The organism is Bacillus sp. KH172YL63 (assembly GCF_011398925.1).
Classification (GTDB): domain Bacteria; phylum Bacillota; class Bacilli; order Bacillales; family Bacillaceae_B; genus Rossellomorea.
The window spans coordinates 147,801-162,027 of record NZ_AP022842.1 but is presented as its reverse complement, the minus strand read 5'-3'; the positions used below and the strand labels follow the sequence as shown (position 1 = coordinate 162,027).

General features: G+C 41.6%; 29 protein-coding genes. All 29 read right to left on the bottom strand.

The genetic code is table 11. The features are described from left to right. Positions 1-248: 248 nt before the first annotated feature. Positions 249-611, bottom strand: a complete 363-nt coding sequence (gene rplQ, locus KH172YL63_RS00885; protein WP_034765940.1) for a 50S ribosomal protein L17 — start codon at positions 609-611, stop codon at positions 249-251. A gap of 44 nt (positions 612-655) precedes the next feature. Then, the gene (locus KH172YL63_RS00880) at positions 656-1,600 is read right to left on the bottom strand and encodes a DNA-directed RNA polymerase subunit alpha (protein ID WP_032085295.1); all 945 of its coding nucleotides are present in this window, start codon (positions 1,598-1,600) and stop codon (positions 656-658) included. 171 nt (positions 1,601-1,771) lie between these two features. After that, entirely contained in the window at positions 1,772-2,161 is a 390-nt protein-coding gene (gene rpsK / locus KH172YL63_RS00875) for a 30S ribosomal protein S11 (protein WP_032085294.1), read from the bottom strand. 25 nt (positions 2,162-2,186) lie between these two features. Continuing rightward, entirely contained in the window at positions 2,187-2,552 is a 366-nt protein-coding gene (rpsM, locus tag KH172YL63_RS00870) for a 30S ribosomal protein S13 (RefSeq protein ID WP_173104370.1), read from the bottom strand. Positions 2,553-2,576: 24 nt separating this feature from the next. After that, positions 2,577-2,690: a 50S ribosomal protein L36 gene (gene rpmJ, locus KH172YL63_RS00865; protein ID WP_003156543.1), complete on the bottom strand. Its 114-nt coding sequence runs from the start codon at positions 2,688-2,690 to the stop codon at positions 2,577-2,579. 38 nt (positions 2,691-2,728) lie between these two features. Continuing rightward, positions 2,729-2,947, bottom strand: coding sequence for a translation initiation factor IF-1 (gene infA / locus KH172YL63_RS00860; protein WP_034765945.1), 219 nt, complete (start codon positions 2,945-2,947; stop codon positions 2,729-2,731). Next, positions 2,940-3,260: a KOW domain-containing RNA-binding protein gene (locus tag KH172YL63_RS00855; RefSeq protein ID WP_442858762.1), complete on the bottom strand. Its 321-nt coding sequence runs from the start codon at positions 3,258-3,260 to the stop codon at positions 2,940-2,942. The genes infA and KH172YL63_RS00855 overlap by 8 nt, the downstream gene beginning before the upstream one ends. Before the next feature lie 18 nt (positions 3,261-3,278). Further along, a complete protein-coding gene (gene map / locus KH172YL63_RS00850; protein WP_173104368.1) occupies positions 3,279-4,025 on the bottom strand; it encodes a type I methionyl aminopeptidase in 747 nt (248 codons plus the stop codon). Continuing rightward, the gene (locus tag KH172YL63_RS00845; RefSeq protein WP_173104367.1) at positions 4,025-4,675 is read right to left on the bottom strand and encodes an adenylate kinase; all 651 of its coding nucleotides are present in this window, start codon (positions 4,673-4,675) and stop codon (positions 4,025-4,027) included. The genes map and KH172YL63_RS00845 overlap by 1 nt, the downstream gene beginning before the upstream one ends. A gap of 61 nt (positions 4,676-4,736) precedes the next feature. Further along, positions 4,737-6,029 carry a preprotein translocase subunit SecY gene (gene secY, locus KH172YL63_RS00840; protein WP_173104366.1) on the bottom strand — a complete coding sequence of 431 codons (1,293 nt, stop codon included), beginning with the start codon at positions 6,027-6,029 and terminating at the stop codon, positions 4,737-4,739. After that, positions 6,029-6,469, bottom strand: a complete 441-nt coding sequence (gene rplO, locus KH172YL63_RS00835) for a 50S ribosomal protein L15 (RefSeq protein ID WP_173104365.1) — start codon at positions 6,467-6,469, stop codon at positions 6,029-6,031. Before rplO ends, secY begins: the two co-directional genes overlap by 1 nt. A gap of 32 nt (positions 6,470-6,501) precedes the next feature. Next, positions 6,502-6,684, bottom strand: a complete 183-nt coding sequence (gene rpmD / locus KH172YL63_RS00830; protein ID WP_048007623.1) for a 50S ribosomal protein L30 — start codon at positions 6,682-6,684, stop codon at positions 6,502-6,504. A gap of 13 nt (positions 6,685-6,697) precedes the next feature. Then, the gene (rpsE, locus tag KH172YL63_RS00825; protein WP_044340531.1) at positions 6,698-7,198 is read right to left on the bottom strand and encodes a 30S ribosomal protein S5; all 501 of its coding nucleotides are present in this window, start codon (positions 7,196-7,198) and stop codon (positions 6,698-6,700) included. Positions 7,199-7,221: 23 nt separating this feature from the next. Further along, complete coding sequence (gene rplR, locus KH172YL63_RS00820) at positions 7,222-7,584, bottom strand: 50S ribosomal protein L18 (RefSeq protein WP_173104364.1); 363 nt, start codon at positions 7,582-7,584, stop codon at positions 7,222-7,224. Positions 7,585-7,617: 33 nt separating this feature from the next. Next, positions 7,618-8,157: a 50S ribosomal protein L6 gene (rplF, locus tag KH172YL63_RS00815; RefSeq protein WP_173104363.1), complete on the bottom strand. Its 540-nt coding sequence runs from the start codon at positions 8,155-8,157 to the stop codon at positions 7,618-7,620. 30 nt (positions 8,158-8,187) lie between these two features. Beyond that, positions 8,188-8,586 carry a 30S ribosomal protein S8 gene (rpsH, locus tag KH172YL63_RS00810; RefSeq protein WP_060674108.1) on the bottom strand — a complete coding sequence of 133 codons (399 nt, stop codon included), beginning with the start codon at positions 8,584-8,586 and terminating at the stop codon, positions 8,188-8,190. A 30-nt stretch (positions 8,587-8,616) separates the two neighbouring features. Beyond that, entirely contained in the window at positions 8,617-8,802 is a 186-nt protein-coding gene (locus KH172YL63_RS00805; RefSeq protein ID WP_044340528.1) for a type Z 30S ribosomal protein S14, read from the bottom strand. A gap of 24 nt (positions 8,803-8,826) precedes the next feature. Then, on the bottom strand, positions 8,827-9,366 hold the full coding sequence (gene rplE, locus KH172YL63_RS00800; RefSeq protein ID WP_173104362.1) for a 50S ribosomal protein L5: 540 nt from the start codon (positions 9,364-9,366) through the stop codon (positions 8,827-8,829). A gap of 26 nt (positions 9,367-9,392) precedes the next feature. Then, positions 9,393-9,704, bottom strand: coding sequence for a 50S ribosomal protein L24 (gene rplX / locus KH172YL63_RS00795; RefSeq protein WP_034765969.1), 312 nt, complete (start codon positions 9,702-9,704; stop codon positions 9,393-9,395). Between the two features lie 39 nt (positions 9,705-9,743). Further along, positions 9,744-10,112, bottom strand: a complete 369-nt coding sequence (gene rplN, locus KH172YL63_RS00790; protein ID WP_060674112.1) for a 50S ribosomal protein L14 — start codon at positions 10,110-10,112, stop codon at positions 9,744-9,746. A gap of 44 nt (positions 10,113-10,156) precedes the next feature. Further along, positions 10,157-10,420, bottom strand: a complete 264-nt coding sequence (gene rpsQ, locus KH172YL63_RS00785; protein ID WP_032085279.1) for a 30S ribosomal protein S17 — start codon at positions 10,418-10,420, stop codon at positions 10,157-10,159. A 20-nt stretch (positions 10,421-10,440) separates the two neighbouring features. Then, a complete protein-coding gene (gene rpmC / locus KH172YL63_RS00780; RefSeq protein ID WP_032085278.1) occupies positions 10,441-10,644 on the bottom strand; it encodes a 50S ribosomal protein L29 in 204 nt (67 codons plus the stop codon). Continuing rightward, positions 10,634-11,068, bottom strand: a complete 435-nt coding sequence (rplP, locus tag KH172YL63_RS00775; RefSeq protein WP_034765971.1) for a 50S ribosomal protein L16 — start codon at positions 11,066-11,068, stop codon at positions 10,634-10,636. The genes rpmC and rplP overlap by 11 nt, the downstream gene beginning before the upstream one ends. 2 nt (positions 11,069-11,070) lie before the next feature. Next, complete coding sequence (gene rpsC / locus KH172YL63_RS00770) at positions 11,071-11,727, bottom strand: 30S ribosomal protein S3 (RefSeq protein WP_173104361.1); 657 nt, start codon at positions 11,725-11,727, stop codon at positions 11,071-11,073. Positions 11,728-11,730: 3 nt separating this feature from the next. Then, complete coding sequence (gene rplV, locus KH172YL63_RS00765; protein WP_173104360.1) at positions 11,731-12,072, bottom strand: 50S ribosomal protein L22; 342 nt, start codon at positions 12,070-12,072, stop codon at positions 11,731-11,733. A 19-nt stretch (positions 12,073-12,091) separates the two neighbouring features. Continuing rightward, on the bottom strand, positions 12,092-12,370 hold the full coding sequence (gene rpsS / locus KH172YL63_RS00760) for a 30S ribosomal protein S19 (protein WP_173104359.1): 279 nt from the start codon (positions 12,368-12,370) through the stop codon (positions 12,092-12,094). Positions 12,371-12,430: 60 nt separating this feature from the next. Further along, complete coding sequence (gene rplB, locus KH172YL63_RS00755) at positions 12,431-13,261, bottom strand: 50S ribosomal protein L2 (RefSeq protein ID WP_173104358.1); 831 nt, start codon at positions 13,259-13,261, stop codon at positions 12,431-12,433. A gap of 31 nt (positions 13,262-13,292) precedes the next feature. Beyond that, positions 13,293-13,577 carry a 50S ribosomal protein L23 gene (rplW, locus tag KH172YL63_RS00750; RefSeq protein ID WP_098353388.1) on the bottom strand — a complete coding sequence of 95 codons (285 nt, stop codon included), beginning with the start codon at positions 13,575-13,577 and terminating at the stop codon, positions 13,293-13,295. Next, complete coding sequence (rplD, locus tag KH172YL63_RS00745; protein ID WP_173104357.1) at positions 13,577-14,200, bottom strand: 50S ribosomal protein L4; 624 nt, start codon at positions 14,198-14,200, stop codon at positions 13,577-13,579. Before rplD ends, rplW begins: the two co-directional genes overlap by 1 nt. Positions 14,201-14,227: the final 27 nt, after the last annotated feature.

The following is a 14,227-nucleotide window of genomic DNA, read 5'->3' as shown; positions in this document are numbered from 1 at the left end:
CTCTGCTAAAAATTCTTTGCATATAAAAAAAAGCCCGCACCCCGACCAAAGAAAAGGTAACCTTTTCTTGTTCATCCATTGAACAGCTTCTATGAACATAGAAGTTGGAAGGGGTGCACGAGCTAGACGAGTCAGACAGCGCTGCTCATCGTAACGCTCTGCTTTTCATCACATGCACTTATACAAAAAGGGCAAAGAAGCAGTTAAGGATTAACTGTCCCGCCCTTAATGTTTGAAGTCACGAATTATTAAACTAATTCGATGATTGCCATTGGAGCACCGTCACCACGGCGAGGACCAACCTTCATAATGCGAGTATATCCGCCTTGACGCTCTGTGTAACGAGGAGCGATGTCAGAGAATAACTTTTGTAAAGCATCTTGGTTGTTTTCAGCGTTTGCAACTTCTTTACGAATGAATGCACCAGCTTGACGACGCGCGTGAATGTCACCACGTTTACCTAGAGTGATCATTTTTTCCACAACAGAACGAAGCTCTTTCGCACGAGTTTCAGTTGTTTCGATGCGCTCGTTAATGATTAGGTCTGTAGCTAAATCACGTAGCATAGCTTTACGCTGTGCACTAGTACGTCCTAACTTTCTGTAAGCCATTAAGGGTTCCCTCCTTTGTTGAATCTATATAAGAAAGAAGATTATCAGTCGTCTTTGCGTAGTCCAAGTCCAAGGTCTTCAAGCTTAACTTTAACCTCTTCCAGGGATTTACGTCCTAAATTACGAACTTTCATCATATCTTCTTCAGTTTTGTTAGCAAGCTCTTGAACAGTATTGATTCCAGCACGCTTCAGGCAGTTGTAAGAACGAACAGAAAGATCCAATTCTTCGATGGTCATCTCTAGAACTTTTTCTTTTTGGTCTTCTTCTTTTTCTACCATGATTTCAGCATTCTGCGCTTCATCTGTAAGGCCAACGAAAATATTTAAGTGTTCTGTTAGAATCTTAGCACCTAAAGAAATCGCTTCTTTTGGTCCAATACTTCCATCAGTCCATACATCAAGGGAAAGTTTATCGTAGTTCGTCATTTGACCAACACGAGTATTTTCGACTTGATAGTTAACGCGTGAAACTGGAGTGTAAATAGAATCGATTGGGATCACGCCAATAGGAAGATCCTCACGTTTGTTTTGGTCTGCTGGTCTGTACCCACGACCACGGGATGCACTCAAACGTACACGGAAGTGACCACTTTTTGATAAAGTTGCGATGTGTAAATCAGGATTTAACACTTCGACATCAGAATCATGTGTAATGTCTGCAGCCGTTACGACTCCTTCACCTTGTACATCGATCTCAAGCGTCTTCTCTTCATCAGAGTAAATCTTCAACGCAAGCTTCTTAATGTTCAAAATGATGGATGTGACATCCTCTACGACGCCTTCAATTGTTGAAAACTCATGCAGTACGCCATCTATTTGAATAGATGTGACAGCAGCACCTGGGAGTGACGATAGTAGGATACGACGTAAGGAGTTACCCAAAGTTGTACCATATCCACGCTCAAGTGGTTCTACGACGAACTTTCCATATGTGGCATCATCGCTGATCTCAACCGTTTCAATTTTTGGCTTTTCAATTTCGATCATTAATATTTACCCTCCTTCAAAACGTCGAAACTCCGGGCTAAATAAGTTAAAGTCCGAAATTCCCCATGTTTACGTTCCCTATTGTGCAACAACAACTGGATACTTTTCTGAATGAACGTATCTTGTATCATATCCCATTATAGACAACGATACAAAATATATACAGAAAAATTAAACGCGGCGACGTTTTGGTGGACGGCATCCATTATGAGGAACTGGAGTAACGTCTCTGATTGCAGTAACTTCTAGACCAGCTGCTTGAAGAGCACGGATAGCTGCTTCACGACCAGCACCAGGGCCTTTAACTGTTACTTCAAGAGTTTTTAAACCATGTTCTTGAGAAGCTTTTGCTGCAGTTTCAGCTGCCATTTGCGCTGCGAATGGAGTTGATTTACGAGAACCTCTAAATCCTAGTGAACCTGCACTTGACCATGCAACAGCATTTCCGTGAACATCAGTAATAGTTACGATTGTGTTATTGAATGTAGAACGAATGTGTGCAATACCAGCTTCGATATTCTTTTTCACACGACGTTTACGAGTGTTAGTTTTACGTGCCATACTAAGAAGTAACCTCCTTTACCTATTATTTTTTCTTGTTAGCTACAGTCTTACGAGGACCTTTACGTGTACGAGCATTGTTCTTCGTATGTTGTCCACGAACAGGTAGTCCACGACGGTGACGAAGACCGCGGTATGAACCGATTTCCATAAGACGTTTGATGTTTAGTGATACTTCACGACGAAGATCACCTTCTACTTTTAATTTATCAACGATATCACGAATCTTTCCTAGTTCGTCGTCTGTAAGATCGCGAACGCGAGTATCCTCAGATACACCTGATTCAGATAAGATTTTCGCTGCAGTATTTTTACCAATACCGTAGATGTATGTTAATGAAATGACAACACGTTTGTCACGTGGAATGTCTACACCAGCAATACGTGCCATAGTGATAGCGCACCTCCTTTAAGATTAGCCTTGTTTTTGTTTGTGTTTAGGGTTTTCACAGATAACCATAACTTTACCTTTTCTACGAATAACTTTACATTTTTCGCAGATTGGTTTAACAGATGGTCTAACTTTCATCTTATTCTAACCTCCTTAATAGTACGGAGTGCAATAGATTATTTATAACGATAAGTGATTCTACCACGAGTTAAGTCATACGGTGATAGTTCTACTGTTACCTTGTCACCAGGTAGGATACGAATGAAATGCATACGGATCTTTCCTGAAACATGTGCCAGTACTGTATGACCGTTTTCTAATTCTACCTTAAACATCGCATTGGGCAAAGTCTCGGCAACTTTACCTTCAACTTCAATTACATCATCCTTAGCCATCGAACATGTCTCCCTTCTTCTCATCATTTAAAACTTCGTTAACAAACTTTGAAACAGCATAACGCAGTTTACCGTTCGTCACTCTACCTGTTTCCATCATACTGTTTTGAACTTCTGGAGAAACATAGTCACACAAGTGAAGATGGGCAATGTTCTTTCGCTTGGCGCGATCGAACTTACGTTTATCTCCATCTGCTATAAGTACAAAACGTTCATCCAATTGCTGAACAACGACCGAGTAGCATCCTGTTTCTCTCCCTTTAAGGGTTTGAACAATCTGGCCAATCCTCGGGGCCGTCGAATCTGACTCGATCAATCCAATCACCTTCACTTAGGCTTTCGTCAATATCTCATAGCCTTCTTCAGTAATTGCAATGGTGTGTTCAAAGTGCGCACACATTTTATCATCAACTGTGACAACTGTCCAGTTATCTGATAACGTCCTAACATATCGACTTCCTGCATTAACCATTGGTTCAATAGCCAGTACCATGCCAGGCTTTAAACGAGGACCTTTGTTGGGTGGTCCATAATGAGGAATTTGCGGGTCCTCATGTAAGTCTTGACCAACTCCGTGCCCTACATACTCTCGAACGATAGAAAAGCCATTTGCTTCAACAAAAGTTTGTATACTATGAGAGATATTCGACAGACGTTCGCCTGGTTTAGCTTCCTTAAGTCCAAGGAATAAAGATTCCTCTGTGACATCGAGAAGCCTCTGGGTTTCATCATCTATTGTTCCAACTGGATAGGTCCAAGCTGAATCCCCGTGATAACCGTTATATTTAGCACCGATATCGATGCTGATTATATCGCCATCCTTCAGGATCCGATCTCCTGGAATTCCATGTACCAACTCATTGTTGACTGAAGCACAGATGCTGCCACGAAACCCATTATACCCTTTAAAAGATGGAATTGCATCATGTTTACGAATGAAATTTTCAGCAATTGCATCCAATTCCTTCGTCGATATTCCCGGAGAAATATGCTTTTGCAATTCCGCATGAGTCAATGCCACAATCTTTCCAGCATGTCGCATGATCTCAATCTCTCGCGGAGTCTTAGAAATGATCATTATGAAAGGCCTCCAAGTAGTTCATCAATGTCATCAAACACTCTATGGATGTCTTGTTGACCGTCAATGTTTTTCAGATAGCCCTTATCTTCGTAGTATGCCAATAGTGGTTGGGATTGTTTGATGTTAACGTCCAGACGGTTTTGAACCGTTTCTTCGTTATCATCTGCGCGTTGATATAACTCACCGCCGCAGCGATCACAAACGTCCTTTTCTGTTGGCGGATTAAAGACAAGATGATAAGTAGCGCCGCACTCTTTACAGATCCTGCGACCTGTCAAGCGCTCCATCAGGATGTCCTTATCTACATCTATATTAATGACATAATTCATCTTTTTACCAAGATCAGCAAGGATGTTATCAAGTGCTTCTGCCTGAGCAACCGTTCTCGGAAACCCATCCAGTAAGAAGCCTTTTTCACAGTCCTCTTTGCTTAATCGTTCACGGACGATGCCGATTGTCACTTCATCAGGAACAAGATCGCCGTTATCCATGAATGATTTAGCTTTCAAGCCTAGTTCAGTACCTTCTTTAATAGCTGCACGGAACATATCGCCTGTAGAGATATGGGGGATACCATATTTGTCTACGATTTTTTCAGCTTGAGTGCCTTTTCCTGCGCCTGGTAAGCCCATAAGAACGATATTCACTCGAACTCCCCCTAATTATCTATAAAATGGTTTCAGGAACAAGACGTTCCCGAAAACCCTCTTATTTAATAAATCCTTTGTAGTGACGCTTCACTAACTGTGCCTCTAGTTGCTTCATCGTCTCAAGTGCAACCCCTACTACGATCAGTAAGCTTGTTCCACCGATTTGAGCTGCAGGAGGTAATCCCGCAAAGTTAATGAAGAATACTGGAAGGACTGAAATAACAGCTAAGAAAATAGCCCCAACAAATGTTAGACGATACAGAACGCGAGTGAGATATTCTTGAGTGGTTTTACCTGGACGGATACCAGGGATATATCCACCTTGCTTTTTCAAGTTTTCCGCCATTTGTTCCGGGTTCACTTGAATGAAAGCATAGAAATACGTAAAGGCAACGATCAGTGCTACATAGATGATCATACCAACTGGTTTAGTGTAATCAAAAATGTACTGAATCGTACTGGTCACATCATTTTCCCCAAAGAAGGAAGAAATGGTCTGTGGCGTGATAATGAAAGAAATCGCAAAGATAACTGGAATAACACCCGCAGCATTCACCTTTAAAGGTAGATGTGTTGATTGTCCACCAACCGGACTACGCCCCACTAAACGTTTTGCATATTGAATCGGAATTTTGCGAAGTGCCTGTTGAATAAACACGACTCCAACCACGATTGCAATAACTGCTAAAACAAGAAGTGCAAGAACCACAATACGAAGGAAAAGCTGCTCGCCTGCACCTTCGATTTGTTGAGCATAGATTTGGTTTACAGTGTTAGGGATAGCAGCTACGATACCTGCAAAGATCAGGATCGAGATTCCATTCCCCACACCTTTAGCCGTGATTTGTTCACCCAACCACATAAGAAAAGCCGTACCAGCTGTTAGAACTAACGCTATTAGTAGGTACGTACTGACTCCTGGGCTTTGAATAAGCATTCCACCGTAAATTCTGTTGAAGCCGTAGGACATACCTATAGCCTGGATAAATCCAAGAACGATAGTGAAATAACGTGTGAACTGAGCTAATTTGCGGCGACCTACTTCACCTTGCTTTGACCACTCCGTGAACTTCGGCACAACATCCATTTGCAGGAGCTGTACGATGATCGAAGCGGTAATGTAAGGCATGATTCCCATCGCGAAGATGGAGAAGTTCTGTAATGCACCGCCACCAAATGTATTCAGGAATCCGAGAATTCCTGCCTGGTCTTGCATTTTCAATACATTAGCGTCTACGTTTGGTACCGGAATAAAGGTACCAAGACGAAAGACTATTAACATTAGAAGGGTGAAGATAATTTTATTTCTTATATCACCCACGCGCATAAAATTGGAGACAGTTTGAAACATTAGATCACCTCGGTTGTACCGCCAGCAGCTTCGATAGCTTCTTTAGCAGTGGTTGAGAATTTCTTTGCTTTTACTGTAAGCTTTTTCTCGATTGAACCTTTACCAAGAATCTTAATTCCAGCTTTTTCGTTGCTCACTACACCACTTTCAACAAGTAGAGCTGGAGTAACTTCTGTACCATCTTCGAAGCGATTCAATGCGTCAAGATTGACGATTGCGTATTCTTTACGATTGATGTTAGTGAATCCACGTTTTGGTAGACGTTGGAATAATGGTGTTTGACCACCCTCGAAGCCAGGACGAGTTCCGCCACCTGAACGGGCGTTTTGACCTTTATGACCTTTACCAGCAGTCTTTCCATTACCTGAACCAATACCACGTCCTACACGATTGCGGACTTTACGTGAACCTTCAGCAGGTTTTAACTCATGTAATTTCATGTCGGCACCTCCTTCTTTTTAAGCGTTATAAATTATTTTTCAGTTACTGTAACAAGGTGAGAAACTTTGTTGATCATACCGCGGATTGCAGCATTATCTTGTTGCTCAACTGTTTGGTGCATTTTGCGAAGTCCTAAAGCTTCAACCGTTTTACGTTGATCTTGAGGACGGCCAATGATGCTGCGAGTGAGGGTAATTTCTAGTTTGTTAGCCATCGTTATCCCTCCCTTAACCTAAGATCTCTTCTACTGATTTACCACGTAGTTTCGCTACGTCTTCAGCACGCTTTAATTGTTTTAAACCTTCGATTGTAGCGCGAACCATGTTAATTGGAGTGTTAGATCCTAATGATTTAGATAGGATGTCTTGAACACCAGCTAATTCAAGTACGGCACGAACAGGTCCACCGGCGATAATTCCTGTACCCGCAGAAGCAGGTTTGATCAGAATTTGACCAGCACCAAATCGTCCAGTTACTAGGTGAGGTGTAGTACCTTCAACCATAGGAACTTCAATTAGATTTTTCTTCGCATCTTCAATCGCTTTACGGATTGCATCAGGTACTTCTTGAGCTTTACCAGTTCCGAAGCCAACGTGACCGTTTTTGTCGCCAACTACTACAAGAGCAGCGAAACGGAAACGACGTCCACCTTTGACAACTTTCGCAACACGATTGATTGTAACTACGCGTTCTTCAAATTCTAGTTTGCTTGGATCAATACGACGCATCTGGATTGTCCCTCCTTTTTTTATTAAAATTCTAAGCCGTTTTCACGAGCTGCTTCAGCAAGAGCTTTGATACGGCCATGATATAGATATCCACCACGGTCAAATACTACGGATTTCAATCCTTTTTCTACTGCACGTTTTGCAACAAGTTCTCCAACTTTAGCTGCTGCATCAACGTTTGTATTTGAATCAAGGTTGAATTCTTTATCTTGTGAAGATGCACTCACTAGAGTAACACCGTTCATATCATCGATAAGTTGAGCGTAGATATTTTTGTTAGAACGGAAAACGTTCAAACGTGGACGAGATTCAGTTCCAGTAATTTTTGAACGGACACGGGCATGTCTCTTCTTACGTGTTTTGTTCTTATCTGGCTTAGTAATCACCTACGGTCACTCCTTTCTGTTGCCTACGCGGCATTATTTACCTGTTTTACCTTCTTTACGACGAACATATTCACCTTCGTAGCGAATACCTTTTCCTTTGTAAGGCTCAGGAGAGCGTACAGCACGAATGTTAGCAGCTAATGCGCCAACACGTTCTTTGTCGATACCTTTGATAGATATCTTTGTGTTTGCTGGTACTTCGATCTCGATACCTGCTTCTGGCTCGATCTCAACTGGGTGAGAGTAACCAACGTTAAGTACAAGCTTCGTACCTTGTTTTTGAGCACGGTAACCTACACCGACAAGCTCAAGATTTCTTTGGAATCCTTTAGATACACCTTCAACCATGTTCGCGATTAGGGCACGAGTTGTACCGTGTAACGCGCGGTGTTCTTTTGCATCAGAAGGACGAGTAACTGTTGCTACATTTCCTTCTAATTCTACTTTAATATCAGAATTGAATGTACGAGAAAGTTCCCCTTTAGGTCCTTTTACAGTAACTGTGTTATCTTCACCTACTGTTAGAGTAACGTCAGATGGAATTTCTACTGGTAGTTTTCCTACACGTGACATCCTGTTGCACCTCCATTCATATAAAAAATATTACCAAACGTAAGCTAGTACTTCTCCGCCTACTTGTTGAGCGCGAGCTTCTTTGTCAGTTAATACACCTGTAGATGTAGAAACTAGAGCGATCCCAAGACCGTTTAGTACTCTTGGTACTTCTGTAGATTTTGCGTATACACGTAAACCAGGTTTAGAGATACGTTTTAATCCAGTAATTACACGTTCGTTGTTTGCTCCATATTTTAAGAAAATGCGGATAACACCTTGCTTGTTATCTTCTACATATTCAACGTCACGTACGAAACCTTCACGTTTGAGGATTTCAGCGATTTCTTTCTTGATGTTAGAAGCAGGAACTTCTAATCTTTCGTGACGAACCATGTTCGCATTACGGATGCGAGTTAGCAAATCTGCAATTGGATCTGTCATTGTCATAATAATTTACCTCCTTCCCAATATGGGGTATTACCAACTAGCTTTCTTAACGCCAGGAATCTGACCCTTGTATGCAAGTTCACGGAAACAAATACGGCAAAGCTTGAATTTACGGATTACTGAATGAGGACGTCCGCAACGTTCGCAACGAGTGTACGCTTGAACATTATGCTTTGGCGCGCGTTTTTGTTTCGCAATCATAGATTTTTTAGCCACATTTTCGCCTCCCTTATATAGCGATTACTTTTGGAATGGCATTCCGATTTGTGTCAATAATTCACGAGCTTCTTCGTCTGTGTTTGCAGTAGTAACGATTACGATATCCATACCACGTGCTTTAGACACTTTATCATAATCAATCTCAGGGAAAATCAATTGCTCTTTTACTCCTAATGTGTAGTTACCGCGACCGTCGAATGCTTTTTTAGAAACACCGCGGAAGTCACGTACACGTGGAAGTGAAACAGAAATTAATTTATCTAAGAATTGGTACATACGCTCTCCACGAAGAGTAACTTTTGCACCGATAGGCATACCTTCACGAAGACGGAAGCCTGCGATAGATTTTTTCGCTTTTGTGATAACTGGTTTTTGACCAGTGATTTGAGTTAATTCATCAACAGCTACATCTAGAGCTTTTGAGTTTTGGACAGCATCACCGATACCCATGTTGACAACGATCTTATCAACTTTAGGTACCTCCATTACTGACTTGTAATTAAATTTACTTGCTAGAGATGGACTGATTTCGTTTTGAAATCTTTCTTTTAGGCGGTTCATCCAGAATACCTCCCTTCTTAATCGTACTATTTATCTAGAACTTCACCTGATTTTTTAGCTACACGTACTTTTTTGCCGTCTTCTGTCTTGTAACCTACACGAGTTGGCTCGTTAGATTTCGGATCTAGAAGCATAACATTTGATACATGGATAGATGCTTCTTGGCTGATGATTCCGCCTTGCGGGTTCATCTGTGAAGGCTTAGCGTGTTTTTTCACAACGTTGATTCCTTCAACTAGCACTCGGTCTTTTTTCGGGAATGAAGCAAGAACAACACCTGTTTTGCCTTTGTCTTTCCCTGTAATGACCATTACTTTATCGCCTTTTTTTACATGCATTTCATCGCACCTCCTTGAATGGCCCAATGCTGATATCTATTAAAGAACTTCTGGAGCTAAAGATACAATTTTCATAAAGTTGCTGTCACGTAATTCACGAGCAACAGGTCCGAAGATACGAGTTCCACGTGGTCCCTTATCGTCACGGATAATTACACAAGCGTTCTCGTCGAACTTAATGTAAGTACCGTCTTGACGACGTACACCTGACTTCGTACGTACTACAACCGCTCTAACTACGTCACCTTTTTTAACAACGCCACCTGGTGTTGCTTGTTTTACTGTACACACGATAACATCACCGATGTTAGCTGTCTTGCGTCCAGATCCACCAAGCACTTTGATAGTTAATACTTCACGAGCACCAGAGTTGTCAGCAACTTTTAAACGTGATTCTTGTTGAATCATGTAGGTAACCTCCCTTCGGAATTTAAAATATCCGAACAAATATATTAGATAATAACTGCTTTTTCAACAACTTCTACTAAACGGAAACGTTTTGTAGCAGATAGTGGACGAGTCTCCATGATACGTACGATATCGCCTACTTTTGCTTCGTTGTTCTCATCATGAGTTTTAAACTTCTTAGAGTACTTAACGCGCTTGCCGTATAGAGAATGCTTTTTATAAGTTTCTACCATAACCGTTACTGTTTTATCCATTTTGTCGGAAACAACACGGCCAGTGTATACCTTACGTTGGTTGCGGTCACTCATTTAAGCAAACCTCCTCTCATTTATCGATTGTTAACCCCGATCTCTCTTTCACGGATTACAGTTTTCATACGAGCGATCCCTTTGCGGACTTCACGGATGCGAGCTGTATTTTCTAATTGTCCAGTCGCAAGTTGGAAGCGAAGGTTAAATAACTCTTCTTTAAGAGTCTTTACTTTTTGTTCAATTTCAGCAGTGGTTAGGTCACGAATTTCATTAGTTTTCATTTGATTCACCACCAATTTCCTCACGTTTTACAAACTTCGTTTTGATTGGAAGTTTATGTGATGCTAGGCGAAGTGCTTCACGAGCTACCTCTTCAGAAACACCAGCGATTTCAAACATGATTTTTCCAGGCTTAACTACAGCTACCCAACCTTCTGGAGCACCTTTACCGGAACCCATACGTACTTCTAGAGGTTTCGCAGTGTAAGGTTTATGAGGGAAGATTTTAATCCATACTTTACCGCCACGTTTCATGTAACGAGTCATAGCGATACGAGCTGATTCGATTTGACGGTTTGTGATCCAAGAAGCTTCAACTGCTTGTAAACCGTATTCACCGAACGCTACTTCTTGACCGCCTTTAGCACGTCCACGCATTTTTCCACGGTGTTCGCGACGATGTTTAACGCGTTTAGGTAATAACATAATTAGTTGCCTCCTTCCTCAGATTTCTTTCTTGTAGGAAGAACTTCTCCACGATAGATCCATACTTTAACGCCAAGCTTACCATAAGTTGTGTCAGCTTCTGCATGAGCATAGTCGATGTCAGCGCGTAGTGTATGAAGTGGAACAGTACCTTCACTGTAATGTTCAGCACGAGCGATATCTGCTCCGCCTAAGCGACCAGATACTTGTGTTTTGATCCCTTTCGCTCCAGCACGCATAGCACGTTGGATCGTTTGCTTTTGAGCACGACGGAATGAAACACGATTTTCTAATTGGCGAGCAATGTTTTCAGCTACTAGTTTAGCATCAACGTCAGCTCTTTTGATTTCAACGATGTTGATGTGTACACGTTTTGAAGTAAGTTCGTTTAATGCTTTACGAAGTGCTTCAACTTCAGTACCACCTTTACCGATAACCATACCAGGCTTAGCTGTATGAACAGTAATGTTAATACGATTTGCAGCGCGTTCGATTTCTACTTTAGAAACAGATGCGTCTACTAAACGTTTTGCAATATATTCACGTACTTTAATGTCTTCGTGTAATAGATTAGCGTAATCTTTATCTGCGTACCATTTAGATTCCCAATCACGGATTATACCGACACGAAGTCCGACCGGATGTACTTTTTGACCCACAGCTTATCCCTCCTTCTTTTCTGATACGACAAGTGTAATGTGACTTGTACGTTTGTTGATTTGACTTGCACGTCCCATCGCACGAGGACGGAAACGTTTAAGTGTTGGTCCTTCATTTACATAAGCCTCAGTTACCACTAGGCTATTAATATCCATATCATAGTTATGCTCTGCGTTCGCAATAGCGGACTTAAGTACTTTTTCGATTACTGGTGAAGCAGCTTTAGGTGTGTGCTTTAAGATAGCAACCGCTTCTCCAACTTGCTTACCTCGGATTAGATCAACGACTAAACGTACTTTACGAGGAGCAATACGTACTGTTCTTGCAACAGCTTTTGCTTGCATTAGGATACCCTCCTCTCAATTAGCGTCTTGTTTTCTTATCATCACTTGCGTGACCTTTGTAAGTACGAGATGGTGCGAATTCACCAAGCTTGTGACCTACCATGTCTTCAGTGACGTATACTGGTACATGTTTACGACCATCGTAAACTGCGATCGTGTGACCGATGAATGTTGGGAAGATCGTTGAGCGACGAGACCAAGTTTTAACAACTTGCTTGCCTTCAGTTTCGTTCAATTTCTCGATCTTATTCATTAAATGATCATCAACAAAAGGTCCTTTTTTTAAGCTACGACCCATGTTTGAACCTCCCTTCGTGATTGACCTACGGCTCTTTTGAGGAACCGTAGCACAATCCCGTTATTTTTTGCGACGACGCACAATAAATTTATCAGATTTGTTGTTTTTCTTACGTGTCTTGTATCCAAGAGTAGGTTTACCCCATGGAGACATTGGTGATTTACGTCCGATTGGAGCGCGTCCTTCACCACCACCGTGTGGGTGATCGTTAGGGTTCATTACAGAACCACGAACTGTTGGGCGCTTGCCTAACCAGCGAGAACGTCCAGCTTTACCAATGTTGATAAGTTCGTGTTGTTCGTTTCCAACTTGACCTACTGTAGCGCGGCAAGCAGAAAGGATCATACGAGTTTCACCAGAGTTCAAACGAACAAGAACATATTTACCTTCTTTACCAAGAACTTGAGCAGATGTTCCAGCAGAACGAACTAACTGGCCACCCTTACCTGGTTTAAGTTCAATGTTGTGTACGATTGTACCAACTGGGATGTTGATAAGTGGTAATGCATTACCTACTTTAATATCTGCTTCAGGTCCAGACATTACTTCCATACCTACAACAAGTGTTTTAGGTGCTAGGATGTAACGTTTTTCCCCGTCAACGTAGTTGATTAGTGCAATGTTTGCTGAGCGGTTTGGATCATATTCGATCGTAGCAACGCGTCCAGGTATACCATCTTTTTCACGTTTGAAATCGATGATACGGTATTGGCGTTTGTGACCGCCACCTTGATGACGAACTGTTAACTTACCTTGGTTGTTACGGCCACCCTTTTTGTGTAGGGGTGCTAAAAGTGACTTTTCCGGAGAATCCGTTGTGATTTCAGCGAAATCAGAACTAGTCATTCCGCGACGACCATTAGAGGTAGGTTTGTACTTTTTAATCGCCATGTTTTTCCCTCCTCTTCTTAATTAAAGAATTTTATACTTCAAAGAATTCGATTTCTTTACTGTCAGCAGTAAGTTTCACGATAGCTTTACGACGCTTGTTAGTGTAACCAGCGTGTTTACCCATACGCTTGAACTTACCTTTGTAGTTCATGATGTTTACTTTTTCTACTTTCACGTCAAAGATTTCTTGAACGGCGTCTTTTACTTGAGTCTTGTTGGCTCTAGTATCAACTTCGAAAGTATACTTTTTCTCAGACATAAGATCAGTTGAAGCCTCTGTAATTACGGGGCGCTTAATGATTTCACGTACATCCATTATGCGAGCACCTCCTCTACTTTTTCAACAGCTGATTTAGTCATCACTAGTTTGTCGTGTCCTAGTACGTCCAGAACGCTAATTCCTTCAGCGGAAACAACAGTTACTCCAGGGATGTTACGAGCTGAAAGTGCTACATTTTCATCAAGACCGTCAGTAACCACTAATGTTTTAGCGTTAACTGAAAGACCTTTAAGAACGTTAGCAAATTCTTTTGTTTTAGGAGCGTCGAATGACAATGCTTCTAAAACTAAGATGTTTTCTTCTACTACTTTAGAAGAAAGTGCAGATTTGATCGCTAAGCGACGAACTTTCTTAGGAAGTTTGTAGCTGTAGCTGCGTGGAACTGGTCCGAATACGGTACCACCGCCGCGCCATTGTGGAGAACGGATTGACCCCTGACGAGCACGACCTGTTCCTTTTTGACGCCAAGGCTTACGCCCACCGCCACGTACTTCAGAACGATTTTTTACTTTGTGATTCCCTTGACGTAAAGAAGCTCTTTGCATCAATACTGCTTCAAACAATACATGTTTGTTTGGTTCGATACCAAATACAGTGTCTTTAAGTTCGATATCACCAACTTTAGAACCGCTTTGGTTAAATAATGCTACTTTCGGCATTCTTGTTTCCTCCTTTCTTAGAAAGTT

Bases quoted from the DNA above. Each gene is read 5' to 3' on its own strand.
- rplD (WP_173104357.1), bottom strand. From the start codon at position 14,200: ATGCCGAAAGTAGCATTATTTAACCAAAGCGGTTCTAAAGTTGGTGAT.
- rpsM (WP_173104370.1), bottom strand. From the start codon at position 2,552: ATGGCACGTATTGCTGGTGTAGACATTCCACGTGACAAACGTGTTGTC.
- rplW (WP_098353388.1), bottom strand. From the start codon at position 13,577: ATGGATGTACGTGAAATCATTAAGCGCCCCGTAATTACAGAGGCTTCA.
- rplE (WP_173104362.1), bottom strand. From the start codon at position 9,366: ATGAACCGCCTAAAAGAAAGATTTCAAAACGAAATCAGTCCATCTCTA.
- rplP (WP_034765971.1), bottom strand. From the start codon at position 11,068: ATGTTATTACCTAAACGCGTTAAACATCGTCGCGAACACCGTGGAAAA.
- rpmD (WP_048007623.1), bottom strand. From the start codon at position 6,684: ATGGCTAACAAACTAGAAATTACCCTCACTCGCAGCATCATTGGCCGT.
- rplN (WP_060674112.1), bottom strand. From the start codon at position 10,112: ATGATTCAACAAGAATCACGTTTAAAAGTTGCTGACAACTCTGGTGCT.
- rpmC (WP_032085278.1), bottom strand. From the start codon at position 10,644: ATGAAAACTAATGAAATTCGTGACCTAACCACTGCTGAAATTGAACAA.
- rplX (WP_034765969.1), bottom strand. From the start codon at position 9,704: ATGCATGTAAAAAAAGGCGATAAAGTAATGGTCATTACAGGGAAAGAC.
- infA (WP_034765945.1), bottom strand. From the start codon at position 2,947: ATGGCTAAGGATGATGTAATTGAAGTTGAAGGTAAAGTTGCCGAGACT.
- rplF (WP_173104363.1), bottom strand. From the start codon at position 8,157: ATGTCACGTGTAGGAAAACTACCAGTAGAAATTCCATCTGACGTTACT.
- rplQ (WP_034765940.1), bottom strand. From the start codon at position 611: ATGGCTTACAGAAAGTTAGGACGTACTAGTGCACAGCGTAAAGCTATG.
- rpsQ (WP_032085279.1), bottom strand. From the start codon at position 10,420: ATGAGTGACCGCAACCAACGTAAGGTATACACTGGCCGTGTTGTTTCC.
- rplB (WP_173104358.1), bottom strand. From the start codon at position 13,261: ATGGCGATTAAAAAGTACAAACCTACCTCTAATGGTCGTCGCGGAATG.
- map (WP_173104368.1), bottom strand. From the start codon at position 4,025: ATGATCATTTCTAAGACTCCGCGAGAGATTGAGATCATGCGACATGCT.
- rplV (WP_173104360.1), bottom strand. From the start codon at position 12,072: ATGCAAGCAAAAGCTGTTGCAAGAACAGTACGTATTGCTCCTCGTAAA.
- rplO (WP_173104365.1), bottom strand. From the start codon at position 6,469: ATGAAATTACATGAGTTAAAACCTGCTGAAGGTTCACGTAAAGTCCGC.
- KH172YL63_RS00880 (WP_032085295.1), bottom strand. From the start codon at position 1,600: ATGATCGAAATTGAAAAGCCAAAAATTGAAACGGTTGAGATCAGCGAT.
- rpsS (WP_173104359.1), bottom strand. From the start codon at position 12,370: ATGGGTCGTAGCTTAAAAAAAGGACCTTTTGTTGATGATCATTTAATG.
- rpsK (WP_032085294.1), bottom strand. From the start codon at position 2,161: ATGGCACGTAAAACTAACACTCGTAAACGTCGTGTGAAAAAGAATATC.
- secY (WP_173104366.1), bottom strand. From the start codon at position 6,029: ATGTTTCAAACTGTCTCCAATTTTATGCGCGTGGGTGATATAAGAAAT.
- rpmJ (WP_003156543.1), bottom strand. From the start codon at position 2,690: ATGAAAGTTAGACCATCTGTTAAACCAATCTGCGAAAAATGTAAAGTT.
- rpsH (WP_060674108.1), bottom strand. From the start codon at position 8,586: ATGACAATGACAGATCCAATTGCAGATTTGCTAACTCGCATCCGTAAT.
- rpsE (WP_044340531.1), bottom strand. From the start codon at position 7,198: ATGCGTCGTATTGATCCAAGCAAACTAGAATTTGAAGAACGCGTAGTT.